The organism is Archangium lipolyticum, assembly GCF_024623785.1.
In the GTDB taxonomy this organism is placed as follows: domain Bacteria; phylum Myxococcota; class Myxococcia; order Myxococcales; family Myxococcaceae; genus Archangium; species Archangium lipolyticum.
Genome location: NZ_JANKBZ010000040.1, coordinates 1 through 26264, shown reverse-complemented (window position 1 = coordinate 26264; position 26264 = coordinate 1). Strand labels below are relative to the sequence as shown.

General features: G+C 69.3%; 25 protein-coding genes and 1 pseudogene. 21 read left to right on the top strand and 5 right to left on the bottom strand.

What is annotated here, in order from left to right:
* The first annotated feature begins 127 nt into the window (after positions 1 to 127).
* The 5 genes from gor (at position 128) to NR810_RS45715 (ending at position 3336) form a co-directional block, all read left to right on the top strand.
* Positions 128 to 1534, top strand: a complete 1407-nt coding sequence (gene gor, locus NR810_RS45735) for a glutathione-disulfide reductase (RefSeq protein ID WP_257461968.1) — start codon at positions 128 to 130, stop codon at positions 1532 to 1534.
* Between the two features lie 102 nt (positions 1535 to 1636).
* Complete coding sequence (locus NR810_RS45730) at positions 1637 to 1843, top strand: hypothetical protein (protein ID WP_257461967.1); 207 nt, start codon at positions 1637 to 1639, stop codon at positions 1841 to 1843.
* A gap of 321 nt (positions 1844 to 2164) precedes the next feature.
* Positions 2165 to 2389 carry a hypothetical protein gene (locus NR810_RS45725; RefSeq protein ID WP_257461965.1) on the top strand — a complete coding sequence of 75 codons (225 nt, stop codon included), beginning with the start codon at positions 2165 to 2167 and terminating at the stop codon, positions 2387 to 2389.
* Positions 2390 to 2533: 144 nt separating this feature from the next.
* Positions 2534 to 2809, top strand: coding sequence for a PadR family transcriptional regulator (locus tag NR810_RS45720; protein WP_257461964.1), 276 nt, complete (start codon positions 2534 to 2536; stop codon positions 2807 to 2809).
* A complete protein-coding gene (locus NR810_RS45715) occupies positions 2809 to 3336 on the top strand; it encodes a hypothetical protein (RefSeq protein ID WP_257461963.1) in 528 nt (175 codons plus the stop codon). Before NR810_RS45720 ends, NR810_RS45715 begins: the two co-directional genes overlap by 1 nt.
* Positions 3337 to 3352: 16 nt before the next feature.
* On the opposite strand, the gene NR810_RS45710 is transcribed toward NR810_RS45715, so the two are convergent.
* Genes NR810_RS45710 through NR810_RS45700 form a run of 3 tightly spaced genes read right to left on the bottom strand, consistent with a single transcriptional unit; the run spans position 3353 to position 5847 of the window.
* The gene (locus tag NR810_RS45710; protein WP_257461962.1) at positions 3353 to 4288 is read right to left on the bottom strand and encodes a proline dehydrogenase family protein; all 936 of its coding nucleotides are present in this window, start codon (positions 4286 to 4288) and stop codon (positions 3353 to 3355) included.
* Positions 4289 to 4295: 7 nt separating this feature from the next.
* Complete coding sequence (locus tag NR810_RS45705) at positions 4296 to 5156, bottom strand: alpha/beta fold hydrolase (RefSeq protein ID WP_257461961.1); 861 nt, start codon at positions 5154 to 5156, stop codon at positions 4296 to 4298.
* Positions 5149 to 5847: a lysophospholipid acyltransferase family protein gene (locus NR810_RS45700; protein WP_257461960.1), complete on the bottom strand. Its 699-nt coding sequence runs from the start codon at positions 5845 to 5847 to the stop codon at positions 5149 to 5151. Before NR810_RS45700 ends, NR810_RS45705 begins: the two co-directional genes overlap by 8 nt.
* A 228-nt stretch (positions 5848 to 6075) precedes the next feature.
* Here NR810_RS45700 and NR810_RS45695 point away from each other — a divergent pair, with 228 nt between their 5' ends.
* The 12 genes from NR810_RS45695 to NR810_RS45640 all read left to right on the top strand — a co-directional run bounded on the left by NR810_RS45695 (position 6076) and on the right by NR810_RS45640 (position 18738).
* Positions 6076 to 6567, top strand: a complete 492-nt coding sequence (locus tag NR810_RS45695) for a hemerythrin domain-containing protein (RefSeq protein WP_257461959.1) — start codon at positions 6076 to 6078, stop codon at positions 6565 to 6567.
* A 213-nt stretch (positions 6568 to 6780) separates the two neighbouring features.
* On the top strand, positions 6781 to 7323 hold the full coding sequence (locus NR810_RS45690; protein WP_257461957.1) for a cell wall protein: 543 nt from the start codon (positions 6781 to 6783) through the stop codon (positions 7321 to 7323).
* 91 nt (positions 7324 to 7414) lie between these two features.
* Positions 7415 to 8281 (top strand): tryptophan 2,3-dioxygenase, encoded by an 867-nt coding sequence (locus NR810_RS45685; RefSeq protein WP_257462066.1) that lies wholly within the window; start codon positions 7415 to 7417, stop codon positions 8279 to 8281.
* A gap of 66 nt (positions 8282 to 8347) precedes the next feature.
* Complete coding sequence (locus NR810_RS45680; RefSeq protein ID WP_257461956.1) at positions 8348 to 8527, top strand: hypothetical protein; 180 nt, start codon at positions 8348 to 8350, stop codon at positions 8525 to 8527.
* A 63-nt stretch (positions 8528 to 8590) separates the two neighbouring features.
* A complete protein-coding gene (locus NR810_RS45675; RefSeq protein WP_257461954.1) occupies positions 8591 to 9343 on the top strand; it encodes a hypothetical protein in 753 nt (250 codons plus the stop codon).
* Positions 9344 to 9389: 46 nt separating this feature from the next.
* The gene (locus tag NR810_RS45670; protein WP_257461953.1) at positions 9390 to 9950 is read left to right on the top strand and encodes a Uma2 family endonuclease; all 561 of its coding nucleotides are present in this window, start codon (positions 9390 to 9392) and stop codon (positions 9948 to 9950) included.
* A gap of 21 nt (positions 9951 to 9971) precedes the next feature.
* Entirely contained in the window at positions 9972 to 11090 is a 1119-nt protein-coding gene (locus NR810_RS45665; RefSeq protein WP_257461951.1) for a hypothetical protein, read from the top strand.
* A gap of 156 nt (positions 11091 to 11246) precedes the next feature.
* A complete protein-coding gene (locus NR810_RS45660; RefSeq protein ID WP_257461949.1) occupies positions 11247 to 14117 on the top strand; it encodes a sensor histidine kinase in 2871 nt (956 codons plus the stop codon).
* A gap of 264 nt (positions 14118 to 14381) precedes the next feature.
* Positions 14382 to 15896 carry an adenylate/guanylate cyclase domain-containing protein gene (locus tag NR810_RS45655; protein WP_257462064.1) on the top strand — a complete coding sequence of 505 codons (1515 nt, stop codon included), beginning with the start codon at positions 14382 to 14384 and terminating at the stop codon, positions 15894 to 15896.
* Between the two features lie 20 nt (positions 15897 to 15916).
* A complete protein-coding gene (locus tag NR810_RS45650; RefSeq protein ID WP_326522551.1) occupies positions 15917 to 16303 on the top strand; it encodes a type II secretion system protein GspG in 387 nt (128 codons plus the stop codon).
* Positions 16304 to 16532: 229 nt separating this feature from the next.
* Positions 16533 to 17891, top strand: coding sequence for a universal stress protein (locus tag NR810_RS45645; RefSeq protein ID WP_257461948.1), 1359 nt, complete (start codon positions 16533 to 16535; stop codon positions 17889 to 17891).
* 298 nt (positions 17892 to 18189) lie between these two features.
* A complete protein-coding gene (locus tag NR810_RS45640; RefSeq protein ID WP_257461946.1) occupies positions 18190 to 18738 on the top strand; it encodes a Fis family transcriptional regulator in 549 nt (182 codons plus the stop codon).
* Positions 18739 to 18907: 169 nt separating this feature from the next.
* On the opposite strand, the gene NR810_RS45635 is transcribed toward NR810_RS45640, so the two are convergent.
* Complete coding sequence (locus tag NR810_RS45635; protein WP_257461945.1) at positions 18908 to 19432, bottom strand: hypothetical protein; 525 nt, start codon at positions 19430 to 19432, stop codon at positions 18908 to 18910.
* A 187-nt stretch (positions 19433 to 19619) separates the two neighbouring features.
* Between NR810_RS45635 and NR810_RS45630 the strand changes: the two genes are divergently transcribed.
* Positions 19620 to 20129: an O-acetyl-ADP-ribose deacetylase gene (locus tag NR810_RS45630; protein ID WP_257462063.1), complete on the top strand. Its 510-nt coding sequence runs from the start codon at positions 19620 to 19622 to the stop codon at positions 20127 to 20129.
* Between the two features lie 3 nt (positions 20130 to 20132).
* Here NR810_RS45630 and NR810_RS45625 read toward each other — a convergent pair whose 3' ends face one another.
* Positions 20133 to 20786, bottom strand: a complete 654-nt coding sequence (locus tag NR810_RS45625; RefSeq protein ID WP_257461943.1) for an SCO family protein — start codon at positions 20784 to 20786, stop codon at positions 20133 to 20135.
* A 317-nt stretch (positions 20787 to 21103) separates the two neighbouring features.
* Here NR810_RS45625 and NR810_RS45620 point away from each other — a divergent pair, with 317 nt between their 5' ends.
* From NR810_RS45620 to NR810_RS52955, 3 genes and pseudogenes are all read left to right on the top strand, one after another.
* Complete coding sequence (locus tag NR810_RS45620; protein WP_257461942.1) at positions 21104 to 23956, top strand: PAS domain-containing protein; 2853 nt, start codon at positions 21104 to 21106, stop codon at positions 23954 to 23956.
* 140 nt (positions 23957 to 24096) lie between these two features.
* Positions 24097 to 24828, top strand: a pseudogene (locus tag NR810_RS52960) (LysM peptidoglycan-binding domain-containing protein); the annotation flags it as partial.
* A gap of 195 nt (positions 24829 to 25023) precedes the next feature.
* A complete protein-coding gene (locus NR810_RS52955) occupies positions 25024 to 25842 on the top strand; it encodes a glycoside hydrolase family 19 protein (RefSeq protein WP_407653899.1) in 819 nt (272 codons plus the stop codon).
* The last annotated feature ends 422 nt before the right edge of the window (positions 25843 to 26264 follow it).

Genomic DNA, 26264 nt, shown 5'->3' with positions numbered 1-26264 from the left:
GCGTGGAACTTGCTTCACGGAGCAGCGGATCAGGTCGATTCTTCTCGTTCACGGTGTGGGAGACGGTGACGGATACCCTCACCCCGGCCCTCTCCCGGAGGGAGAGGGGAGAGAGAGCGGAGACGCGATGCCCCAGTACGACTTTGATCTGTTCACCCTCGGCGCGGGCTCGGGCGGTGTGGCGGCGAGCCGCCGCGCGGGCTCGTACGGTGCTCGCGTCGCCATCTGCGAGGACAACCGCATCGGTGGCACGTGTGTGCACCGCGGTTGTGTGCCCAAGAAGCTGCTCGTCTACGGGGCCCACTTCCGTCATGACTTCGAGGACGCGGCGGGCTACGGCTGGTCCCTCTCCGAGCCCGGCTTCGATTGGAAGAAGCTCCAGGAGGCCAAGGACAAGGAGTTGGAGCGGCTCGATGGTGTGTACAGGCGGTTGCTCCGGGACTCGGGGGTGAAGCTCATCGAGGGTCGGGGCCGGCTGGTGGACGCGCACACGGTCGAGGTGAGCGGCCAGCGCTACACGGCGGAGCGCATCCTGGTGGCCACGGGCTCGCGTCCGTTCCTCCCCGAGGTGCCGGGCATCGAGCACGTCATCTCCTCGGACGGAGCGCTGGGCCTGCCGGAGCTGCCGCGCCGCATCGCCATCGTGGGCGGGGGCTACATCGGGGTGGAGTTCGCGGGCATCTTCAACGCGTTGGGCGCCAAGGTGACGATGCTCATCCGGGGCGACACCGTGCTGCGCGGTTTCGACAACGACATCCGCGCGATGCTCACCCAGGAGATGCGCAAGAAGGGCATCGACCTGCGGCCGGAGACCTTCGTCCGTGACATCGAGAAGCGGGCGGACGGCACGCTGAGCCTGCTGACGCGGATGGGGGACACGCTCGAGGCGGACGCGGTGCTGTACGCCACGGGGCGCGTGCCCAACACCCAGGGGATCGGCCTGGCGGAGGTGGGCGTGCGGCTGGACGAGCGCGGCGCGGTCGAGGTGGACGAGTGGTCTCGCACCAGCGTGGACAATGTCTACGCCGTGGGCGACGTGACGGACCGCATCAACCTCACGCCGGTGGCCATCGCCGAGGGGCGCGCGCTGGCCGAGACGCTCTTCCACGACAACCCCACGAAGATGGACCACACGGGGGTGGCCTCCGCCGTGTTCAGCCAGCCCCCCGTGGGCACCGTGGGGTGCACCGAGCGCGAGGCCCGTGAGCGTCACGGCAAGGTGGACGTCTACGTGTCCAACTTCCGGCCCATGAAGCACACGCTGAGCGGGCGCGACGAGCGCTCGATGATGAAGCTCGTCGTCGAGCGTGACAGCGGGCGCGTCCTGGGCTTCCACATGGTGGGCGCCGACGCTCCCGAAATCATCCAGGGCCTGGCGGTGGCGCTCAAGTGTGGCGTCACCAAGAAGCAGCTCGACTCGACGGTGGGCATCCACCCCACGGCCGCCGAGGAGTTCGTGACCATGCGCGACAAGCGTCCGGACCCCGAGGAGGACGCCGCCCGGGAGCTCGGCCACGACGCCCGCCAACACTGAGTCCTCCTCGTCCCGGTTCTCTTCTCTTTCTCCTTCGGGAGAGTTCCTGTTGAATAATGAGCTGTCCGGCTTCGCCGGATTCTACCCAAAGGAGAGCGACACATGAGCAAGCAGGTCAAGGGTCTCTGGACGATGGCGGCGCTGGTGCTGGGTCTGGGCGTGGGCTTCTCGGCCGGAGCCCGGCCGGAGTCGCAGGAGCCGACCCGCGAAATCATCATCGAGTGTGCGAAGGATTCCGATTGCGACGCCCGCTGTGATGGTCCCGGCAGCGGCGACTGCTCCTCGTTCAGGTGCTACTGCCTCCGCTAGTCCGTGAGGGGACGGGCCTCCCTGTCCGATAGTTGTCAATTCAGTCCGGGGCAGGCGGGAGTCCCCGGTGGGGGGGCCGCCCCCCCTGTGTCAGAGCGTCACGGTATCTACCGTCCAGGCCGGCGCCGGTGGCACCACAGCGGGTCCGTGGTGCCATCGGAGCGATCGGCCCGGTGGCACCGTAGACCCGCGCGGCGTTCCGGTTCGTTCGTGGCAACGGGGAATGCCGTGGTGAAGAACAGCTCAAGTGAAAAGTTGCAATCCTCAAAGATTGAGGATAGGGTTTCGAACGTCAACCCTTCGGCCCAGGGAGGTGTTTCGATGTTCGAGCACGCACCGGTGTCCCTCCTGAATGAGAGGCGGATGGGGGCGCAGTGGGTGGAATGGTGGAGTGGCCTGGACGACGGCATCAGCCGTTCGTCGCGCCAGCCCGTGCTGGCCGTGGAGCCGCGGAGCACCGTGGCTCTCGAGAGCACCTCACCGGCACCCGCGAACTCCCAGTCCGAGACGTCCAGGCCCTCGGGCCCCGAGGCTCTCTGCGCCTGAGAATGTTTGTTCTCGGAAGTCGAGATTTTCAGTTGTGTTGGAAAGAAGTAGGCGCAACCTCAAGAATCTAGGTTGCGTTCCGTGAATTTCCGGTTACTCTGCCCTACTATGGACACCCCGATCTCCGCTAGGACTGCCATCCTGATGTCACTGATCGGCGAGAAGGGGTTCGGGTTGGAGATAATCGAGCGGGTTCGGGAGAAGACGAACGGGAAGATCAGTCTGAACGAGGGGTCGGTGTATCCGGCGCTCAAGGCGCTCGAGCGGGAGGGGTTGCTGCGCAGCTTCGATGGGGAGCCCATGCCCGAGCGTGGTGGACGTCCGAGGCGGTACTACGAGCTGACAGGGGACGGGCGGCGAGTGGCCAGGGAGCAACGCATGGCCCTGCTCAACCTGTTGCAACCCGCGGAGGCATTCTGATGGATGTCCGAGACCTATATGAGCGCGAGCGCAGGGCGCGGATGCCGTTGCTGAGCGCGTTCGATATGCAGGGGGAGATCGAGGACGGCCTCACGGACTCGCGCCGGACGGTGTTCCGCGCGGTCCCCTGCGAGCCCCAGCGGCCCGAGCCGCTCCCGCCTCCCATGCTGTTGGATCCGGAGCCCGTGACGGATCCGTTCAGCATGGCGTGGGTGGCGCGTGGGGTGCCGGCGGAGGAGCAGGCGCGCCAGGAGTCGCGCTTCCCGGCGGTCCGGCGCGCGGGGCGTTTCCTGGACCTGGTGAGCGTGGGCACCACCCGGCGCGTCTCCAACGAGGAGATTGGCGATGCCCTGGAGCGGCTCGACAGGGTGGCCGCCGCCGGAGCGCCGACGTGGGTGCTCTACCTGATGGTGAGCGTGACGGCCCTCTGGGTCGCCACCCACTCGGTGCAGGAGCTGACCTTCCGGTTCGTCGGGAAGGTGCGCAAGGTGTTCTCCCGCAAGAGCCGTGAGGACGAGAAGCGGTAGGGCCTCTCCCGGGGTCCTACCCCTTCAGCAGGTTCTTCATCACGAACCAGACGTTCGCCGGACGTTCCGCGAGCCGGCGCATGAAGTACGGGTACCAGTGCCTGCCATACGGCACGTAGACGCGCACCGGGTAGCCCTCCCCCACCAGCCGCTCCTGCAAGTCCCTCCGGATGCCATAGAGCATCTGGAACTCGAAGGCGCCGCGCGCCAGCCCCCTCTTCCGGGCGTAGGCCAGCGTCTCGTCGATCATCCGCTCATCGTGCGTGGCGATGCCGTGGTACAGCCCGCTGTCGAGCAGGATGCGCATGGCACGCACGTAATTCTCATCCACGTCCTTCTTGTCCTGGTACGCCACCTCGGGACCCTCGAGGTAGGCGCCCTTGCACAGGCGGATGCGGATGCCCTCGGCGCACAGGGCTCGCGCGTCGGCCTCGGTGCGGTAGAGGTAGCTCTGCAGCACCGCGCCCACGTGCGGCTGGCCGAACTCGCGGTGCAGCGCGCGCACCACGTCCAGCGTGGCCTGTGTCACCTCGCTCTGCTCCATGTCCACGCGCACGAAGGTGCCGCGCCGCTTCGCGTCCGCCACCACCTCGCGCGCGTTGCGCAGCGCCAGCTCCGGGTCGAAGAGCAGGCCGCACTGCGTGAGCTTCAAGGACACGTTGCCGCGCACGCCCACCTGGTCGATGCGCGCCAGGAGACGGAGGTACTCGCGCACCTCGTCGAGCGTCTCGTCCGCGTTGCGCACCGCCTCGTTGAGGTGGTCGAAGGAGACGGTCAGCCCGCGCGCGTTCAATTCCTTCACCGCGGCGACGGCTTCCTCCAGCGTCTCGCCCGCGATGAAGCGGCGGGAGATGCGGCGCAGCGCCGGTACGCCGGTGGCGACGTCCTTCAATCCCTCACGGCGTGAGAGGAACAGCAGGGCGGAGCGGGACAGTTGGGTGGCCTGGTCCATGGATGTGTCACGAGTCGTGCTGGGCGAGGAAGTCGCCGACGAAGGCGTTGAAGGAATCCGTGTGGCTCATGTACGGCAGGTGGCTGGCCTCGCGGATGACCTCCAGCCGCGAGCCGGGGATGCGCGAGGCCACGTCCCGCGCATACGAGAGGGGCACCAGCAAATCCCTGGCGCCGTGGAGGATGAGCGTGGGCACGCGCAGGCGCTCCAGGTCATCCAGGTAGTCCGCGGCGAGGATGTCTTCCAACCGCCGCAGCAGCTCCAGGGGCGACAGCCGGCGCGCCTCGCGGACGATCTCCGCCCGGCCCTCGGGGGGCAGGTGGCGTCCACCCAGGATGCGCGCCACGGTGGGGGCGAAGACATAGGCGAAGGGTTTGGGCATGCGCACGAGCGTCGACAGGGCCAGGGCCCACCTGCGCACCCGGTGCACGCTGGCCACCGGAGAGACCAGCACCAGCGCCTTCAACCGCTCGGGGTGGGCCAGCGCGAAGGCGATGGAGATGAGGCTTCCGAAGGACGAGCCCACCAGGGCGAAGCGCTCGGGCAGCCCCGCGTCCGGGTGCTCCAGCGAGGCCATGTTCCATTGGAGGGGTGTATGGGTCAGGGGCGTCTGCGGCGTCGGGGTCCACAGGAGGAACCGGTGCTCGGGTGCCAGCGGACGCATGGGAGCGAACGAGCGTCCAGAGGCTCCCAATCCAGGCAGACACAGCACGGTCCGGGACGCGTCCAGGCTGCCGCCGGGGAAGGTGAAGAGGCGCACCGGAGCGCCACGCACCATCCGCTGCTCGAAGGACAGCTCATACCCCTGTTGAATCTCCTCCGGCTCGGGGACGAGCCGGGGGATGGCGGGAAGGGTGGCTTCACGCATGGCACGCTCGGATGAGAAGGCGGAGCACCGTGCTGGCGACGCGGTCACGGAAGTGTTTCAACCGGGACTCGGGTGCATCTGGAGGTGGTGGCCGCAGTGGCGCACCGACGATGAAGGTCATCTTCACGGGCAGTGGCAGCGGACCCAGGCCGATGCCCAGCGGTACCCGGTACTTCTCTCCGGGCGCGAGGGGCACGCACAGCCGCTCGTCATCCGGACACAGGAAGGTGTCGTCCACCCCGAAGCCGGCGAAGGGAACGATGGGCACCCCGGCCTGGGCCGCGAGCCGCGCGAAGCCAAGCGTTCCCTCCCAGCGCAGCACGTAGTGGTGCCGGGGCTTCTTGAAGGTCTCCCACGCGCCCCCCGGATAGCAGACGACGAGGTGGCCCTCCTGCAACGAGGCGAGCGCGTTCTCCCGTGTCCCCTCCACACCCCCCAGCCAGGGCAGGAGCGTACGCACCAGCGGTATCTTGAAGAAACCCTTCTCGGCCAGCCCCAGGGGGTAGCGGCCTGTTGCACGGTGTATGAGGTGGAAGAAGGCCGGTGTCTCGTAGCCCCACAGGCCATGGTTGCCCACGAGCAGCACCGGGCCCTCGGAGGGCAGGTGCTCGGCTCCCAACAGGCGGGCGCGGTGATAGCGCGCCGAGAGCGCCGCGCCCGTCTCGGCGAAGCGGAAGAAGGCACGGCGCAAGGGGTTCGGTGCGGCATCCACGGGGTCTGAAGATGGAGATGCCCCGCGCGGATGACAGAAGACCGCCGCTCGTCCGCCTGCCAACCCCTCCCAGGTTCCGAGAATGTCGTTGAATGGGTTGCTCGCGGCTCAACGCCTGTCAGGAAGGCGGGAGGGCGGTGGTTGCCAGGCGGCCTCCGGTGGCGGTGGGTTGTCCACACCTGCCGGGGTGCCGATGGTTGGAGGGCCATGGGGCCTTTCGAGATGTTGTCTGGGAAGCAGTGGGAGTTGCTGGAGTGCTTCGCGGCGCTGGAGTCGGGCGAGGGCGAGGTGCCGTCAGCGGAGCGGGTGGAGAGGATGCTGGAGGCGCTCTGGCTGCACGTCCGGCTCACGGAGCGTCATGTGCAGCCCCTGGTGGTCAGGGTCGAGGGCCACGCGCGGGCCCTCCAGGAGGCGGAGGTCCTCCTGACGTTGCACGAGTTGATGGCCGAGTTGGAGTGTTTCCCCCGGGGCAGCCCGGAGTGGTTCGCCAGGCTCGGGGCCATGGAGGACGCGGCGCTCGCGCATGTGCGTTCGTTGGAATTACAGCTCTTTCCTCGTCTGGCCTCGGCACTCGCAGCCCATGAACAGGCTGACCTCGTCCGGGCGCTGGCGGCCACACGCGAGACATTGTGGATGGAAATGCGACGCACCCGTCGTGCGTTCCGCGCGGTGCCAGAGCTGGAGATGCCTGTTCAATAGACTGAACAGGCATTCAGTCGAGGGTTTGGATCACGGCCGTGCGAAAGGCTCGACCGTGAAATTTAGAAACAACCTTATTTCTTTTTCATCGACAAATCGTGTATCTGTGGAGTTATGACTGGGAAGCGGTTGTGTGAATGAGCTTCCTACGATGACCCCCAGATGAGCCGTCTCGGGATTGAGATGGGCCCATCGCAGAGAGGATACGCGAGCATGTCGGTCGACAAGGCATTCCGGGAGATGGTTCGTAACGAGATCGAGTCGCAGCTCAAGCCGCTGCGCGAGCTGGTGTCGCGGCTGGAGGAGGGCACGGCGGATCTCGACAAGCTCCGGAGCGTGGCGGAGCAGCTGGCGCCCCTGGCCAGCGCCGTGGGCCCCCTGTTCGGCGTGGCTGGCGGTGGTGGCGGCGGCGGTGCTGCTGCTGCCCGCGGCGCGGGCCGTCGTGGCCCGGGCCGTCCCGCCCGGAGCGCGGCGCCGGCTCCCGTGGCGGCCTCGTCCGGTGGCAAGAAGCGCGGCCGCAAGCCGGCCGCCGAGGGTGGTGCGCGTGATTGCGCCATCATCGGCTGCGGCAAGCCCAGCCGCACCAAGGGGTACTGCGCCGCGCACTACCAGAAGCTGCGCATGCTCGAGAAGACCAACCGCCGCCCGTCGGCCTGGGTGGACTACGCCGAGCCGAACAGCGTGGAGGACCTCAAGCTGCCGCGCGGTCGCGCCGCCGCCAAGGCGCTGGCCGAGTCCCAGAAGAACGCGGGCTGAGTCCCATTCCGGTTGAACCGGACATGAGCCGGACCTTCCCTCTCCCCCAGCGAGGAAGGTCCGGTTCTTGCGGGCTCGTGGCGAGCCCGTCATTCTTGGTTTCATGAACAAGCGCGAGCTGGAGCCCGGAATCTTCACCGACCTGGCCGGACGGACGACGTACGGAGAGTATCTGCAGTTGGACAGACTGTTGTCCGCGCAGGTGCCCCGCTCGCAGCCGCCCCACCACGACGAGCTGCTCTTCATCATCCAGCATCAGACGAGCGAGCTGTGGATGAAGCTGCTCGTGCATGAGCTGACGGCCGTCATCCGTTACATCCAGTCGGACAATCTGGAGCCCTCGTTCAAGATCTTCTCCCGCGTGGGCCACATCCAACGCATGCTCTTCGAGCAGTGGAGCGTGTTGGAGACACTCACCCCCAACGAGTACCTCGAGTTCCGCGGTGCGCTCGGACAGGCTTCGGGCTTCCAGAGCCATCAATACCGCGCGTTGGAGTTCCTGCTGGGCCACAAGGACGCCCATGCGCTCGGGCCCTTCCGGCACCTGCCCGGGGTGCATGCGGAGCTGGAGCGCATCCTGGAGTCTCCCAGCGTGTATGACGAGTTCCTGCGCCACCTGGGACGCAAGGGGCTCGGGGTGCCGGCGGACCGCCTCGAACGCGACTGGCGCCAGCCGTATGAGAAGAGCGATGCGGTCATGGAGGTGTTCCGTCACATCTATGAGAACACCGAGCGGTACTGGGACGCCTACGAGATGTGCGAGAAGTTGGTGGATGTGGAGGAGCGTTTCCAGCTCTGGCGCTACCGCCACATGATGACGGTGATGCGAGTCATCGGCTTCAAGCCGGGCACGGGAGGGTCCTCGGGCGTGGGCTTCCTGCGCAAGGCGTTGGATTTGCGCTTCTTCCCCGAGCTCTGGGACGTGCGAACCGCGCTCGCCCCCCCGGTCGGCAGGTAGGACGCCTGTCTGGGCTGTCCACTGCGTGTCTCATTCCTAGCTTGAGCAGGAAAAGGAGGAGACACCATGGCCGAGCACGACAGGCCCAAGCACGAGCCACCGCTTCCAGAGGACGAAGAGGGTCATCTCAAACGCCAGGCGGGAGACCGGCCGGTGCCCACGCCCGGCCACATCGGCAACCTACCCGATGACGCTCCCGGCCCCGGCAAGCCCGTTGTCTTCCCTCCGCATTCGCCGGAGGACTGAGTCCGCTTCGGGTGGGGGGAGGGCGCATTGGGGCTCCCTCCCCTCCCGTGCTACAGCGGGGGCATGCTCGCGCTCTCCCTCGCCGCAGTGCTCGCCGCCAGCCCCGCTCCCGTCGAGTCCTGGTCCAAGAAGGCCTGTCCTCCTCCAAAGCAGACTCCCGACTCCAACGTCGAGATGAAGTTCCTGGAGCAGAAGCGCGCCGAATGCCTGCGCAAGGCCATGAACAAGGCGCTCGACAAGGTCCTCCTCCCCCTCAAGAAGTCCAACCCCTCCGCCTTCAAGGACTGGATGTCCTTGCAGGCCGACTACAACCGTTGGATGGCCGACGCCTGCGCCGCTGTCGAGGAGTCCAACTGGGTGGACCTCTCCACCGGTGAGCGCTCCATGGGCACCGGCTATGGTTTCACCGAGAGTGGTTGTCTCCAGCAGCAGTTCGCCTGGCGCGGCTTCTACGCCGATGCTTGGGCTCGCAAGGATTGGAATGCCATCCAGCAGGCCCTCCAGGGCTTCGCCGAGCCGGCCCGCAAGGGGCGTGAGTCCCTCCAGTCCTACCGCGCCAGGACGAAGGAGGCCGCCGCCCGCGCCCCCGCCCACGTCGAGGAGTCGGAGCTGCCCATGCGCCAGCTCGCCAAGGAGGATTGGAAGTCCTACAACGAGCGCCTGGACCGCGCCGCCGCCGGCCCCGAGGCCCTCGCCAAACGCCAGTGCGCCCTCGTCCCCAGCCCCACCCCGGACTGCGCCCAGCGCTTCTCCGACAGCCTCTCCGCCCAGATGGACTTCACCGACGCCCTCTCAAGTACCGAGAGTGGGGGTTAGCGACCCGCCGAGGGCATGTCAGACCCCTCCCCCATCATGGCGCGCCATGACCGCCATGACGCTCGAAAGCTCCAGCCCTCTCGCCCACCTCGAGCCCTATCCCTCCCGCCGCCCGGGAGCCATCCCCCGGGCCACGCGCCCCGCCGTCAGCCCTCGCGCCGCCACGCTCCATGCGTACGCCGCCTCCCAGCTCGGCGCCGAGCTCATCGCCACCTATGGCGCCGGCCGCGGCGCCCCCGGCTCCTGGCTCCTGCTCTCCGGTCTCGAAATCCACCTCGGGCAGAGCCCCATCGCCCCGGATCTGCTCGGCTGGCGCCGTGAGCGCATCCCCCGCCTGCCTCGCGGCTCCTCCGGCATCGCCCTCCCCCCGGATTGGGTCTGTGAGGTGCTCTCGCACCCCGAGGAGCGCGCCCGGTTGTTGCCCCTCTACGCCCGCGAGGGCATCCAGCACGTGTGGCTCGTGGACCCCGAGGTGCGCACCCTGGAGGTGCTCGAGCTCGACGGCCGCCGCTACTCCCTGACGGCTCTGCACTCGGGCGCAAGCACCGTTCGTGCCGAACCTTTCGGTGCGCTGGAGCTTCCATTGCGCCTTCTGTGGGCGGAATGAGTGGGTAAGCTGCGGCCCCTCATGGCCGCGGCTCCGTTCATCCTCGAGAAGGCCCAGGTACTCTGCTATCGCACCTTCGACATCGCGGAGGAGATCAACCTTGAGCACGCCCGCCGTGTTGTCTCCGCGGATGCCCGCCGCCTCAAGCTCGGCCGCGAGAACAGCCAGTACCTTCAGCTGCCCAACCCACCCCTGGCTTTCGAACTGGGACGGCGCGCGCTCGCGCTGCGCCACGGGCCCGTCACCGTGGATGTGACGGCGCGCCTCTTCGACCACGGCGCCGCCTCCATCATCCTCCGCGTGCCGGTGGCGTCGGGGACGATCTTCGAATCGCTCACCGCGCTCGCCGACGAGCTGTATGACAGCGTCGCCCTGGAGGAGCTCGCCCTGGAGCTCATCGAGTCGGTGCGCAGGATGATTGCCCCCGCCGTACAGGGGGCGCACCTGTGGGACCAGAACGAGAGCTACACCGTCCTCTTCGTGGAGCGGATCGAGGGCAACCCCTCGGCCGAAGAGCTGCTGGCCCACGCGGACCTGGCCCGGGTGCTGCTGGGCGAGGTGGATTCCAAGCCCCTGTCCTCCCGCGAGCGCGAGGCCGTCACCCAGTCCCGCTTCAGCTACACCGTGGATGACCTGGTCGTCGTCGACTGGAACAGCGCCTTCGTCTACGAGCCCTCGGGCTCCGGCGACATTCCGGACCTGCTGGAGGTCGCCAACGCCCAGCTGCTGGAGTTCCGCTACTACGACTACCTGCTGGATGCCCACATCGCCCGCATCCATGACGAGGTGCAGGCCCGGCGTCACGGCTGGTGGGCCCTCTTCCGCAGTCCCTACCGCGCCCTGGCCCGCGAGACGCTCGCCACCCTGGTGGACCTCAACGAGTTCATCGAGCGCGTGGAGAACAGTCTCAAGATCATTGGCGACTTCTACCTGGCCAAGGTCTACGAGGCCGCCGTCAAGCGCATGCGCATCCCCTCGTGGCAGGGCTCGGTGACGCGCAAGCAGCAGCTGCTGGCCCAGACGTATGGCCTGCTCAAGGGCGAGGTGGATACCGACCGCAGCCACACCCTGGAGCTCACCGTCGTCCTCCTCATCGTGATGGAGATCCTCTTCGCCGTGCTCCGCGTCTACGAGCATTGAAAGCGTGAGCAGCCGGACAAACCGGACAGGCTGGATAAGTTCGTTCATCTTGAACCGGACGCTCCGTCACGGGGGGTGGTGGGCGGTGATTCCCGGTCGTGGAAGAGTGCCTTTCCATGCTCGGTGCGACAGGGGGCCGGGCTGGGGGGTAGGGGCATGCAAGTGCCCGGAAACAACTTCGTCGTCGCGGTGGAGCGCATGTCTCGCGCTCTGGAGCAGCTCGCGTCCTCGCCGTCGGCCTCGGCGGTGTTGCAGGAGGTGGTGTATTGCGCGGGGGCCTCACTGGGCCTGGAGCGCGCGGCGGTGGCATGGTTGGACACGGACGGGTTGCTGCTGACACAGGCCTCGCCCGGCCTGGCGCCGGATGCGGTGGCCGCATGCGGGCGCTGCCTGCTGGATGGTCCTCGTCTGGAGCGGACGCCGTGGCTCTTCCACCGGGGAGAGCCGGGGCTGGAGCCGGTGCTGGCCGAGGCGATGGCCCGGATGGGAGCCGTGTCGCTGCTGGCGCTGTCCGTGCTCACCTCGAGCGGCGGGTGCGTGGGCGTGTTGCTGGGGCCCTCGTGCGAGTTGCGGGCCTATACCCCGGAGGAGACGCGGCGCTTCACCCTCTACGCGCAGCTGGCCGGGCTCGCCATCGAGCGGGGCCGGCTGGTGGCCTCCGGACGCACCGCCGCGCTCCAGGCCCGCGCCGAGGCCGAGCAGGCCGAGCTGCTGCGCCTCACCAGCTTCCAGGCGGTGACGGAGGCCTTCGGCCGCGCCCTCACCCGTGAGGACGTGGGCCGGGCCGTGCTGGAGCTGGGCGTGCCCGCCGTGGGCGCCGTGGGCGGCACCGTGCATCAGGTCTCGGCGGATGGGCGCTCGGTGGAGCTGGTGGCCGCGGTGGGCGCCAGTCCGGAGTCCTTCGCCACCTTGCGCACCCTGCCCAGGACAATGCCCGAGATGCCCGGCTACGACGCGGCCGCCCGGGGGATGCCCGTGTGGCTGGAGTCCCTGGAGGAGGCCCGGGTCCGCTATCCCGCCTTCTCCGTGTACCTGGTCACCCAGTCCTGTCAGGCCTTCGCCTTCCTTCCGCTCATGGTGGAGCAGCGCTGTCTGGGGTTGCTGGCCTTCGGCTTCGCCCAGGCGCGGCACTTCACCGAGTTGCAGCGCACCCTCATGCTGGGCCTGGCCCGCCAGTGCGCGCAGGCCCTCGAACGGGCGCGCCTCTATGAGAACGAGCGCACCGCGCGCCTGCTCGCGGAGGCCGCCGGGCAGCGGCTGCAATTGCTGGCGGACGCGGGCGTGCTGCTGTCCGGCTCGCTGGAGTGGGAGTCGACGGTGGCCAGCGTGGCGCAGCTCGCGGTGGGCGTCTTCTCGGACTGGTGCGCCGTGGACTTCCTCGACGAGCACGGCGCCTTGCGGCGGCTCACCGTGCAGCACTCCGAGCCCGAGCGCTCGCTGTTGCATGACAAGCTCCTGGAATTCACCCCGGATCGCGCCCGGCCCTCGGCCATCGCCGACGTGGTGCGCACCGGACGCGCGCAGCTCGTCACCGGCGTGGTGCCCGCCTCGCAGGTTCCGGCGGAGGGCTCCTCCCCCTCGCGGCAGGACGCGGGTGGCTCGTTCATCATCGTCCCCCTGGTGGCGCGCCAGCGCACCCTGGGCTCCATGTCCTTCGTGCGCGGGCCGGCGCGCACGCCCTTCACCGGGGCGGATCTGTCACTCGCGGAGGACCTGGCCGCCCGCGCGGGGCTCGCCATCGACAACGCGCGTCTGCTGCGCAAGGCCCGCGCCGCCGAGGCCGAGTCCCGCCGCAACGCCGCCCGCCTGCGCATCCTCGTGGACGTGGACCGGCTGCTGGCCGAGGCGGGGTTGGACCTGCCCGCGGTGCTGGATGTGATTGCCCGGAAGGTGTCCGAAGTGGTGGGCGACGGGTGCGTGCTCCAGCTCATGGCCGAGGACGGCGCCTTCCTGGAGCCCGTCACCATCCACCACCCGGACCCCGAGGCGCGCTGGTTGCTGGCCGGCACGGTGCACGCCCGGCGGCAGCGGCTGGGCGAGGGGCTCCACGGTGGGGTCGTCGCCCATGGGCGTGTGATGCTGTTGCCGGACGTGGACGTGGAGGAGGCGCGTGCGTCCGGCGGTTTGCCCGAGTACCTGCCCTACCTGGAAAGGTATGGATCGCAGAGCCTGCTGGTGGTGCCGCTGGCGGTGAAGGGGCGGGTGTTCGGCACGCTCGGCGTGGTGCGCGACGTGGCCGGCGGGCGCCCCTATGGCGAGGAGGATCAGCTGCTGCTGCGGAGCCTCGCGGAGCGGGCCGCGCTGGCCATCGAGGACGCCCGGCTGTACGGCGCGGCCACCGAGGCCGTACGCCTTCGCGATGATTTCCTCTCGGTGGCGGGTCATGAGCTGAAGACGCCCCTGAGCGCGCTGCGGCTCCAGATTCAATTGCTGGCGCGCATGGCGCGCGACGTGGCCACCACCCCGGGCCTGTCCGAGCGCGTGGAGAAGGCCGAGCGCACCAGCGAGCGGCTGGGGGCGCTCATCGACGAGCTGATGGACGCGGGCCGCATCACCTCGGGGAAGATGAAGCTGGAGCGCGAGGAGCTGGACCTGTCGGTGCTGGCTCGCGACGCCGTGGGGCGCATGTCCGAGGCGCTCGCCCGTGTGGGCAGCGAGGTGCGGCTCGTGGCTGACGCACAGGTCCTGGGACGGTGGGACCGCGTCCGGTTGGAGCAGGTGGTGGGGAACTTGTTGTCCAATGCGGCCAAGTATGGGCGGGGTCTGCCCGTGGAGGTTCGCGTGGAGTCCGGCGACACGGGCCGCGCCCGGCTCGTGGTGAAGGATTCCGGGATTGGCATCGCTCCCGAGGACCAGGCCCGGATCTTCGAACGCTTCGAGCGCGCCGCCACCGGCAGGCAGTTCCACGGGCTCGGTCTGGGACTGTGGATTTCACGGGAGATCATTGAATCCCACGGCGGCTATATCTCCGTACGCAGTGCTCCAGGGGAGGGGTCTACTTTCACCGTGGAGCTTCCTCGCGAGTAGTGACTCCGAGTGGTGATTTCAGGTCGCACCCCCAGGTCCAGATACCCTCACCCCGACCCTCTCCCAGAGGGAGAGGGAGGGGAAGGGAGGGGGGAGGCTGGGTGGGGACATGGGTGGGATCAGGATTTCTTCCGGCTGCCTGGCGAACGGCCGGGGGAGCGTCCCTCCCGAGTGTTTCCATCCCGTGCGGTGGGGTACTGTTGGACCCCGACCTTACCCTTCTCACTGGTGGAGAGCCCGTTGACCCGTCCGGTCCTGGACCCCATGGCGCCCCAGGAGCGCGCCGATGGCAGCAACCGCCCCGCGGTTCGCGCGGACAGCCCGCTCTTCGGCGAGCTCCTGCTCAAGCTCGGCATCGTCACGCCCAATCAGATCGAAGAGGCCCTCGCCCTCCAGTCCCTCAACGGGCAACGGCTCGGCGAGGCCCTCATCTCCCTCGGCTACGTCACCCGCGAGCAGATTCAGGACGCCCTCGGCGAGGCGCTCGGTCTGCACACCCCCCTCCAGGGCATCACCCCCATCCAGCCCCCCCTCGGCGAAGTGCTCGTGGGGCTCAAGTATCTCTCCGTCTCCCAGCTCGACGAGGCGCTCGCCCTCCAGCGCCGCACCGGCCGCAAGCTGGGCGAAATCCTCGTCGAGAACGGGTACTGCTCCTACAAGCAGCTCTATGAGGGCCTCGCCCTCCAGGGCCGCGTCTCCGGCCGCCAGGAGGCCCCTCGCACCCAGCAGCAGGAGGGTCATCACCGCGTCGTGGTGGTGGATGACAGCCCCCTGGCCTGCGCCTTCGTCCAGGACGGGCTCGTGTCGCTCGGCTACGAGGTCATCTGCTTCCAGGATCCCTACGAGGCCCTGGAGCAGGTGGGCAAGGTGCAGCCCGCCATCGTCCTGAGCGACCTCGACATGCCCGGCATCGACGGCATGGAGCTGTGCCGCCGCCTCAAGGAAGGCCCCACCCGGGCCATGCCCGTCATCATCCTCACCGCCAACGACAACGACACCGAGCGTGTCAGGGGTCTGCGCGCCGGCGCCGATGACTACGTCAACAAGTCCGCCTCCATGGACGAGCTCGCCGCGCGCATCGAGAGCGTCATGCGCCGCACCGGCGAGACGGAGCGGATGCGCAAGCTCTTCGCCCGCTACACCTCCGACGCCGTCGTGGAGGAGATCCTCAAGAGCCCCGACTCCGTCGTGCTCACCGGCGAGAAGCGCGAGGTCACCATCCTCTTCGCCGACATCCGCAACTTCACCGGGCTCGCCGACAGTCTTCCCCCCGAGCAGACCGTCGGCGTGTTGAACCAGGTGCTCGGTGGGCTGTCCGACGCGGTGCTCACCTGCGGCGGCACCCTGGACAAGTTCCTCGGCGATGGGCTCATGGCCGTCTTCGGCGCCCCCGTGTTCCGCCCGGATGATGCGCTGCGCGCCCTCCAGTCCGCCAAGATGATGATGGCCTTCATGGTCGAACTGCGTCAGCGCGCCGAGGCCGAGTGGGCCACCACCCGCGAGGGCCGCCCCCTCACCCTCGAGCTGGGCATCGGCATCAACTCGGGCATGGCCGTGGCCGGTAACATCGGCGGCGCCATGCGCACCGAGTACACCTGCATCGGTGACTCCGTGAATGTCGCCGCCCGTCTGTGCGCCATCGCCGGGCCGGGGGAAATCCTGGTCGGCGAGCGCACCGTCGAGCTGCTCACCGGCCATGAGGCCGGCTTCGAGGAGCTGCCACCCGTACGTCTCAAGGGCAAGCCACATCCGGTGCCCCTCTTCCGCGCCCTGTGGTAGTCCGGAGCCCGGAGGACTCCGTGAGTCAGCGCCGCCGCCCCCACTTCCTGCTCATCTTCCTGCCGATCTCCTTCGTGGTCATCGGCGTCATCGTGGTGCTCGGCATCCGCGGCAAGCACGACCCCGCCGCCGTCCAGGTGCACTCCGACTTCAACCGCATCCTCGCCGCCCTCGAGTCCTGGCGCGCCGCGAACGGCTCCCTTCCCGAGGAGGGCAGCCTCTCGTTCCTCGTTCCCAAGTACCTCCCCGCCGAGCCCGTGGACCCCTGGGGTCTCCCCTACGTCTACTCCAGCGACGGGCAGCGGCCCTTCCTGCAGTCCCTGGGTCAGGATGGGCTGCGCGGCGGCAATGGGCCCAATCAGGACCATACGAATCATGACGGGCACTCGGTGCTGGCCCCTCGGTAGTCCGGGGCGCTGCCCGTAGACCCTCACCCCAGCCCTCTCCCAGGGGGAGAGGGGGCTTACACGGAGTCAACCTGGAGGGCTCGGTACCCTCACCCCGTCCCTCTCCCGGAGGGAGAGGGGAGGAGCGTGCGTCCGCGCGCAGGTCTTCCGTACACCTTCTCGATGGCCATCCTCTCCTCGTGGGTTTTCCTTCGTAGAGGACATTCCGCGCCCTCTCTGGGAGGCCGTCATGCCGGTGCTCTGCGCAACCAACCTGTCGGAGTCCTCCGTCCGTGCCGCCAATGCCGCCGCCGCCCTCGCCGCCAAGCTGGGTGAACCGCTGTGGCTCCTCGGCGTCTTCGACGGCGAGCACCCCATTCCCGAGGGACCTGCTTCCCTGAATGACGCCCGGAGGCGTCTCGACGCCGAGGCCGCTCGTCTTCGGACTCCCGGTTTCCCGGTCGAACCGCGCCTGCTCGAGGGGCCTCCTGGCAAGGTGCTCCTGGAGGACGAGCTCACCCGGGATGCCCGGTTGTTCGTCCTCGCCGCCGAGGGCTGGGGGCCTGTCTCGTGGCGCCGCGCCCCCGTCCACGAGCGCATCGTCCAGTGTGCCCACGTGCCCGTGCTCGTCGTGCGCCGCGAGGGTGCCTCCCTCGCGGATTGGGCGCGCGGTGGGCGCCGGTTGCAGGTGCTCGTCGGCGTGGATGGTTCGCCCACCTCGGAGTGCGCCTTGGCGTGGCTGCACGAGCTGCGCCGCGTCGGCCCCTGTGACGTGGTGGCCGCCTCCGTGTGCTCCCCCGTGGAGGAGCGCGAGCGTCTGGGCATCCACACCCCCGTGCACCTGGAGATGCTCGACCCGGTGGTACGCCGCATCGAGGTGCTCGACCCGGAGGTGGAGCGCGTGCTGATGCGCGAGCTGGCCGAGCGCGTGGGGTCGCTGCCCGGAGAAGGGCGGTTGGAGCTGCACCTGGAGCCGGGCTTCGGCCGCCCCTCGGACCACCTGCTGCACGTGGCGCATGCGCGCGGCGTGGACCTCGTCGTGGTGGGCACCCACCAGCGCGGAGGTCTCGCCCGGCTGTGGCATGGCTCGGTGTCCGCGGGCGTGCTGCGCCACGCCGAGCAGTCCGTGGCGTGCGTGCCTCCTTCCCATCCGGTGGCCCGCAGGTCCGTGCCGCCGCGCGCCGTGCTCGTCCCGGTGGACTTCTCCGAGGCCAGTACCCGCGCCATCTCCCAGGCCCGCTCGCTGGTGCGCCCCGGCGGCCGCGTGCACCTGCTGCACGTGCACCGGCTCAAGGCCTCGGAGCGCACGTGGGTGATGGACCACTACGGCGTGCTGCCCGAGCCTCCCCAGGAGCGTTCGGACGTCCTGGCGCGGCTGCGGGCGATGGTGCCTCACGAGGAAGGCGCCCAGGATGTGCACTGGACCGTGGAGGGCGTCACCGGTGATGACGTGGCCCGGGCCATCTGCCAGGCCACCGAGCGCGAGGGTGTGGACCTGGTGTGCCTGGGCACGTCCCATGCCCCAGGTCCCGCCAGCTACCTCAGCGACGCGGTGGCCCGGGCACTGGTGGCGCGCTGCCGCAGGCCCGTCATGGTCCTCCACGCGTGATGGGGGCTTCGTCGTGTGGCGGGTCTGACCGCTCCCAGGGCTCCTGGGAACGTTCCGACGCACCAAGTCATCCCGGGTCCTCCCCGTGTATCCCCCCTCACGGGTTGTGTGGGCTCCAACGGTTTTCTGCAACTGGGTGGAAATATTGGGGAAAGAGCGCATCCGAGGCCGAATTGTCGGCCCCCGCGCGCTTGCAGGGTTCGACGGGAAACCCGATTTGCGTTAGGCTTTGTCAAAAGCAGTCAATGACGGGGGAGGTCTGCCTTTGACACCGCGAGGGTACCGCGAAGAAGAGCTCGTGACGAACCGCGCCTCGGTGCTGTTGAGCGGGGGCACCGAGGACGAGCGGCGCACGTGGGCCGCTGCCTCGGCTCGCCACTTTGCCCATGAGGGCCCCCTCGTGGAGGTCCGTCAGTCCTCCCAGGTTGTCGACGCCCTCCGCCAGCGTCGCGGCGTCGTCTTCATCCCCGATGTCGCCCGCCTCGATTTCCCCTCCCAGGGCCTCATCGTCCGCTGCCTCCAGACCCAGGAGGAGCGTCCCAAGATCGTCGTCGGGCTCTCCGGTTCCATCGAGCCCGCTCGCGCCAAGGGCTCCCTCCGCGAGGACCTCCTCTATCGGCTCCACCTCGCCCAGGTGGACCTCACCGCCGAGGGCATGCGCGAGGTGCTCGCCCAGCGCCGCGCCCAGCTCGCCGCCGAGGAGGCCGCTCGCAAGGCCGAGGCCGAACGTCTCGCCGCCGAGAAGGCCGCCCAGTTGAAGGCCTCCGGCATCACCGTGAAGAGTTCCTCGCGCATGCGCAGCAAGGTGCTCCCTCGCGCCACCGCCCCCAAGGTCACGCGCAGGTGACGCGGGCCGGGTTCTCCCCTTGGGTGGACTCGGGACTCGGGACTCGGGACTCGGAATTGACCCTCACCCCAGCCCTCTCCCAGAGGGAGAGGGGGCATTCACGGGTTCAACCTGGGTGGTTTGATACCCTCTCCCCGTCCCTCTCCCGGAGGGAGAGGGGTGGTGGGGCTCAGTGACGGTGTTTTTGTCCTCGCTTCGCCTTGAAGCCCCCTTCCGGTGCCTTGGCTCGCTTGGGGGCGGCGGCCGTCGCCGTGGGCGTCGCCTTGCGTCCCGACGTCCTCCGCTTCGGCTTCTCCTCTTCCAGCCCCGCCACCTTCAGGGGTTTACGGGCGGGCCGCGCCTTCTTGATGCGCTCCTCCACCGCCCTCGCCTCCTCCAGCACCAGCTCCGCCGTGGCCTGCACCTGCTCCGGCGCCACCTGCTGCCGCTCCGGGCGTTTCCTCACCGGCCGGTCCGCGATGGGCCGGTACAGGTCGGGCTCCATCGCCGCCTGCTGCTCGGCGCTCCGCGCCCCTCGGGCCGGCTCGCGCTTCACCTTCGCCCCACGCCCCTGCTTCGGCCACAGCTCCTGCAGCTTGTCCACCTCGTCCGCAGCCGAGACCAGCGTGTCGATCACCACCCGCACACCCTCGGTGCCCACCCTCGTCACGGCATCCTTCAGCCGCCCCACCAGGTCCGTCGCAGTCGTCAGCATGTGTGTCCCTTCCCTCTGCGTCGTCTTTCCGGCCAAGGTATGCACGCGGGCTCCGGTTGGAAGCACCGCGTCATGACCCGGCCTCCCGGGAAGGGTGTCAGACTCCTCGCCGCCCGCCCGTCCGCCCGGCCCCCTCTCGAAGGAGCGCAAGGTGACTCACTCCCCCTCGGATGACCGGCTGGTGCTGATGCAAGGCGATCTCACGAAGGTGTCCGCCGATGCCCTGGTGAACGCGGCCAACTCCTCCCTGCTCGGCGGCGGGGGCGTGGACGGCGCCATCCACCGCGCCGCCGGTCCCGAACTGCTCGCCGAGTGTCGGACCCTCAACGGGTGTCCCACCGGCGAGGCCCGCATCACCGGCGCCTGGCGCCTGCCCGCCCGCCATGTCATCCACACCGTGGGCCCCGTCTGGCGTGGGGGCTCCCAGGGCGAGCGCGAGACGCTCGCGCGCTGCTACCGCCGCGTCCTGGACCTCGTCGCGCGCCACGGTCTGCGCTCCGTGGCCTTCCCGTCCATCTCCACCGGCGCCTATGGCTTCCCCATCGACGAGGCCGCGCCCATCGCCCTCCGGGAGATTCGGGCCGCCCTCGCGCGCCAGCCCCAGTTGGAGCGGGTGACGGTGGTGCTCTTCAGCGCCTCGGACCTCGAGGTGTACCAGCGGGCGCTCGCCGCCGCCGGTGCTCCCGCGTCCTCCTAGCGGTTACTGGCCGCCGTCGCGCACCAGCTGGCGCGCGTCGCTCAGCAGCTTCTCCACCGCGTCGTCGTGCTCGCTGTTGTAGAAGCCGCGAATCTCCCCCGTGCGGTCCACCAGCACGAAGTGCGAGCCGTGGAAGATGTTGGGGATGTCATCCGGGTCCTGCTCGTTGCGGCCCATGGCCATTTTGAAGCCGCCGACGACGGTCTCCTTGAGCGCGTTGTAGTCGCCCGTGAGGAAGCTCCAACGCGCCGGGTCCGCGCCGTGCTTCGCGCCGTACGCGGTGAGGCGCTCGGGCGTGTCGTACTGCGGGTCCACCGAGAAGGAGACGAGCGCCAGCTGTCCGCCGATGTCCGCCGTCTGCTTCTGGAAGCGCGCCATCTTCTGGGTGAAGACGGGGCAGATGGTGGGGCAGCGGGTGAAGATGAAGTTGGCCACGAAGGGGCGGCCCTTCAGCTGTTCCAGGCCGAAGGGCTTGCCGTCCTGGCGGGTGAAGGTGAAGGCCGGGAGCTGGCCGTAGCGCTCCAGGGTCGCGGTGCGCTGGCGCAGCAGCGCCATCCCGAGCAGCAGCAGGCACACGGCGGCGGCCAGCGCCACCCAGAGGAAACGGTTCGCGGCGGGCGCCGCGGGCGTGGAGGGAGTCGTGACGTCGGTGGACATGGCGTGTGGTCCGACTGCTAACGGAAGGCTCCCTCACACACAAGGCCGGAGGCCCCGGGGCCGCCCTCTTCCTCCCCGGGCGGGCTTCACGCTGCCCCGGGTGTCCGCTACTCCTACCTGGGGCTGCACTCGAGGACGAGAGGGGCCGGCTCCTCCGGTCGCCGTCCAACAATCCGGGCCCCGCTCGCGAGCACGCGTCACCGTGCTCTGGTAAGCCAGTTCTCGCGACCATGATGGAAACGCGCGAGCCGTCAAGAACTCCGACCGGGGGGCCGGAGAGGCGGGCCCCGTCGGGCTTTGATCCGCTGCTCGACGGCGTGACCGACGGCATCCTCGTGGTGGACAAGGCGTGGCGCTTCCTCTGGCTCAACGCCGTGGGGGAGAGGCTGCTGGGCCGCTCGCGCGAGCAACTGCTGGGACAGGAGCTGTGGACCGCGCTGCCCGAGGCGGAGGACACCGCCTTCGCCCCCGCCTGGCGCCGGGCCATGGACGCGGGGACGCTCGTGTCCCTGGAGGACTTCTTCCATCCCGCGGGCGTGTGGCTGGAGTCGCGCGCCTTCCCCTCGGGCGAGGGCCTCGTCATCTTCACCCGGGACGTGTCGGAGCGGCGCCTGGCGGAGAACGAGCGGGTGCGGCTGCTGTCGGCGGAGCAGACGTCGCGCGCGGCGGTGGAGAGCGAGCGCACGCGCTTCCAGGAGATGCTGATGCTGGCGCCCGCCGCCGTCAGCATCACCCGGGGGGCCGAGCACCGCTTCGTCTTCTCCAACCTGCTGCACCGCCGCTTCTACGGGGGCAGGGACCTGGTGGGCCAGCCGGCGCGCGAGGCCCTGCCCGAGCTGGAGGGCCAGGGCGTCTTCGAGGTGATGGACCGGGTGTACCTCTCCGGCAGCTCCTACGTGGGGCGGGCCCGGCCGGTGAGGGTGCCTCGCCAGGGCGCACCGCCGGAGGAGATGTTCTTCGACATCGCCTACCACCCGCAGCGCGACGCCGCCGGACGGGTGGAGGGCGTGGCCATCTTCGCCTACGACGTGACGGACCTGGTGCGCTCGCGCCGCACGGCGGAGACGCTGGCTCGCGACCTGGGGTACAGCGAGGAGCGCTTCCGCTCGCTGGTGACGGCCACCTCCGACATCATCTGGGTGACGCCGACGTCGGGCGAGTTCATGGAGGACCAGCCCGGCTGGCGGGCCTTCACGGGGCAGACGCGCGAGGAGCTGCTGGGCTGGGGCTGGTTGGATGCGGTGCATCCGGAGGACCGGGAGCGCACCGCGAGGACGTGGGAGTCCGCGCTCTCCACGCGCACGCCCTACCTGATGGAGCACCGGTTGCGGCACCGCGACGGGACGTACCGCTCCGTGCTGGCGCGCGCGGTGCCGGTGCTGGAGAGGGACGGCACGGTGCGCGAGTGGGTGGGGGCCCACCGGGACATCACCCGCCAGCGCCAGGGCGAGGCGGAGCTGGAGCGGCTGCTCGCGCGCGAGCAGCGCCACGCCATGCAGTTGCAGGGGCTGGCGAGCGCCGCGCTCGTCATCAGCGAGGCGGACTCGGTCGAGCACGTGCTGCGGGCGGTGACGGAGCAGGCGCGCGAGGTGATTGGCGCGCATCAGGCCGTCACCAGCCTGACGGTGGACGGCAGCTGGTCGCAGGCCATCCACGCCACGTCGATGTCGGAGCGGTATGGGGCGTGGCGCGACTGGAAGGAGTCGCCGGAGGGGACGGGCATCTACTCGTGGGTGTGCCGGCTGAACCTGCCCATGAGGCTGACGCAGGTGGAGCTGGAGTCGCACCCGGCCTGGAAGGACTTCGGCCGGTACAAGGCGAAGCACCCGCCGCTGCGCGGCTGGCTGGCGGCGCCCCTGGTGGGAAGGGACGGGCGCAACCTGGGCCTCATCCAGCTGTCGGACCGGCACGAGGGGGACTTCAGCGCCGAGGACGAGGCCATCCTGGTGCAACTGGCGCGCATGGCCTCGGTGGCGATCGAGAACACGCGGCTGATGGCGGAGACGCAGGCGGCCAACCGCGCGAAGGACGAGTTCCTCGCGGTGATGAGCCACGAGCTGCGCACGCCGCTGACGGCGGTGCTGGGTTGGACGCAGATGCTGCGCAACCGGCAGAGCGACGCGAAGGCGGTGGAGAAGGGGCTGGCCGTCATCGAGCGCAACGCGCGCACGCTGGCGCAGCTGATCGAAGACGTGCTGGACGTGTCGCGCATCATCACCGGCAAGCTGATGCTGCACCGGCGGGGCGTGGAGCTGGTGGGGGTGGTGCAGGCGGCGGTGGAGGTGGTGAGGCCGCACGCGGAGCAGAAGGGAGTGTCGTTGTCGCTCGAGGTGGACGTGGGCGGCAACGGCACGGCGATGCTGGTGGGGGACCCGGGGCGGTTGCAGCAGGTGTGCTGGAACCTGCTGGTGAACGCGGTGAAGTTCACCCCGGCGGGAGGGCAGGTGCGGGTGCGGGTGGACCGGAGCGAGCGGGAGCTGCGGGTTCGGGTGACGGACACGGGGAAGGGGATTCGAGCGGACTCGCTGCCGCACCTCTTCGAGCGCTTCTGGCAGGCGGACGGCTCGGCGACGCGCGAGCACGGTGGACTGGGCTTGGGGTTGGCGATCGTCCACCACCTGGTGGGGTTGCACGGGGGCGTGGTGCGGGCCGAGAGCGAGGGGGAGGGGAGGGGGTCCACCTTCATGGTGACGCTGCCGGTGCCGGCGGTGCTGCCCGAGGTGCAGACGGAGGTGCTGCCGGGCGCGGAGACGGCGCCGGCGGTGAAGCTGGACGAGGTGAAGGTGCTGTTGGTGGAGGACGCGGCGGACGCACGCGAGCTGATTGCCCTCATGCTGCGCGAGCGGGGCGCGGAGGTGAGCACGGCGAGCAACGCGGCCGAGGCGATGGAGAGGCTGACGGCCGCGTTGCCGGACGTGTTGGTGTCGGACATCGGCCTGCCGGGGGAGGACGGACACGCGCTGTTGAGGCGGGTGCGAGCCTGGGCGGAAGCGAGGGACCAGTGGGTGCCGGCGATCGCGCTCACGGCGTACGCGAGCGCCGAGGACGCGCGGAAGGCCTACCGCGCGGGCTTCCAGGTGCACCTGTCCAAGCCGCTGGAGCGGGGAGTGCTCATCGAAGCGGTGGCACGGCTCGCCGGGCGGGATGACGTGGGCGCGAAGGCGGGGTGAGGCCGCTGTCTGCCTCCGAGACGTGCTCGCGCACGCGGAGTGCGTTCCCACCCCTGTTCCCAGTCACATTCGCGTGCTCCGCAGGGGGAATCGCCACTTTTTTGGGGCTCCCAGGAAACCTTTCCTATTGAGCTGCGAGAATGGGTTCAACGCTGTTCACCAAACCCAATCTCCACGGAGCACCCACCGTGAGCACCACCTACTCCGTTCGTCGCGGCGACAACCTGACGACGCTCGCCCAGAAGTTCAACACCACCGTCGACAAGCTGGCCAAGGCCAACAACATCAAGGATCCCGATCTCATCAAGGTCGGGCAGAAGCTGACCATCCCCGACGGCTTCGACGCTCCTGGCACCAAGACGCCTCGCGCCAACCCCTCCCAGAGCGGCGACAACTTCGAGCAGCCGGCCGCCTCGGGTGGCCGTGCCGCCGGCCCCGTGCGCGATGACAACGGCCGTACCTTCCCCACCTCCGCCGACGGTACCCCCATGTACCGCCAGGGCGATTCCCAGTGGGGAGGCCGCACCCTCGGCACCAGCTCCTCCATCTCCGCCGCCGGCTGCGCCATGACCTCCACCGCCATGGCCATGAGCAAGATCACCGGCAAGGTCATCAACCCCGGCGAGCTCGACGCCTACCTCGACAAGAACGGCGGCTACTCCGGCAACGGCCTCATCTGGGGCCAGGCCGCCAAGATGGCCGGCCTCGGAGCCACCAAGCCCGGCTGGAGCATGTCCAACATCAACAAGCAGATCGACGCCGGCCGCCCCGTCGTCATCGGCGTGGACTACAAGGCCGGCTCCGGCGGCGGCTCCAACGGCACCGACCACTGGGTCACCGTCACCCACCGCAAGGGCGACACCTACTACGCCAACGATCCCGCCACCGGGAAGGAGATCGCCCTCAAGCTCCAGAACGGCAAGCTCGTGGGCGGCCCCAAGAACTACAAGAGCACCGGCGAGCTCGTCACCTTCACCGGTGGCAACCCGCGCCCGGGCACCGCTCCGGCCGGCAGCAGCAGCGGCCCCGTGGCCGGCCAGAACTCCTCGGGCGGCTCCGTGAAGGGCATGTCCCTGCCCGCCGGGGACCTGGAGAAGGGCGCTCGCGGCAAGGACGTGGAACTGCTCCAGAAGGCCCTGGTGAAGGCCGGCAATCTCACCCAGGCCGAGATGAACACCGGCCCCGGCATCTTCGGCCCCAAGACCGAGGCGGCCCTCAAGGAGTTCCAGGCCGCCCACGGCGTGCCCAACACCGGCTACTACGGGCCCAAGACGCGCGCCGCCTTCGAGAAGCTCGGCGCCAAGGTGGGCGGCTCCACCGGCCCCGGCCCCGTCACCGGCCCCTCCGAGCCCGGCACCAAGGGCGGCGTGTCGCTCGCGCAGCTGCGGAAGATCATGCCCAACCTCTCGCAGGCCAAGGCCGAGCAGTACCTGCCCCACCTCAACAAGGCCATGGCCGAGGCCGGCATCAACACCCCCAAGCGCCAGGCCGCCTTCCTCGCGCAGCTGGCCCACGAGAGCGGCGAGTTCCGCTACATGGAGGAGATCGCCTCCGGTGCCGCCTACGAGGGCCGCAAGGACCTGGGCAACACCCAGCCGGGCGACGGCAAGCGCTTCAAGGGCCGCGGCCCCATCCAGCTCACCGGCCGCGCCAACTACGCGGCCGCCGGCAAGGCCCTGGGCATCGACCTGGTGAACAACCCGACCCGCGCCGCCGACCCCGACGTGGGCTTCCGCACCGCCGCCTGGTTCTGGAACACGCGCAACCTCAACACCTACGCGGACGCGGGCAACTTCCGTGAGGTCACCCGCCGCATCAACGGCGGCTACAACGGGCTCGCCAGCCGCGAGGCGTACTACAACCGCGCGCTCGACGTGCTGACCTGATTCACGGCTCCATTTCCTGGTTCCAAGTCCCCCTTTCTTCTCCGGGCGAGGGGGCACGAGGACCGCGGCCAACCCCCCCTCGGCCGCGGTCCTTCGTTTTTCGTGCGCCCGGCGCTCGAGGGGGCCATGGGGGGACCGGAGGAAAAAAGCCGGAAAAAAAATCCCCCAGGAAACTCCGGCGGGGCAGTTGCGATAATCTGTTTGTAGGCCGGGCGGCACTCACGCCGCCGGCACGAAGGAGAACGTCATGGGCCTGAACATCGGTGGTTTCAAGCTTCCCAACATCAACCTCGGTGGCATCGGTAAGCTCCTCGGCGGCAACGCCCTCAGCGGCATCAAGGACGCCCTCAAGAGCGTCGTCGGCGACTTCTTCAAGTCCGGCTTCGAGGGTGCCAAGAAGAGCCTGCTGGACCAGGTTGCCA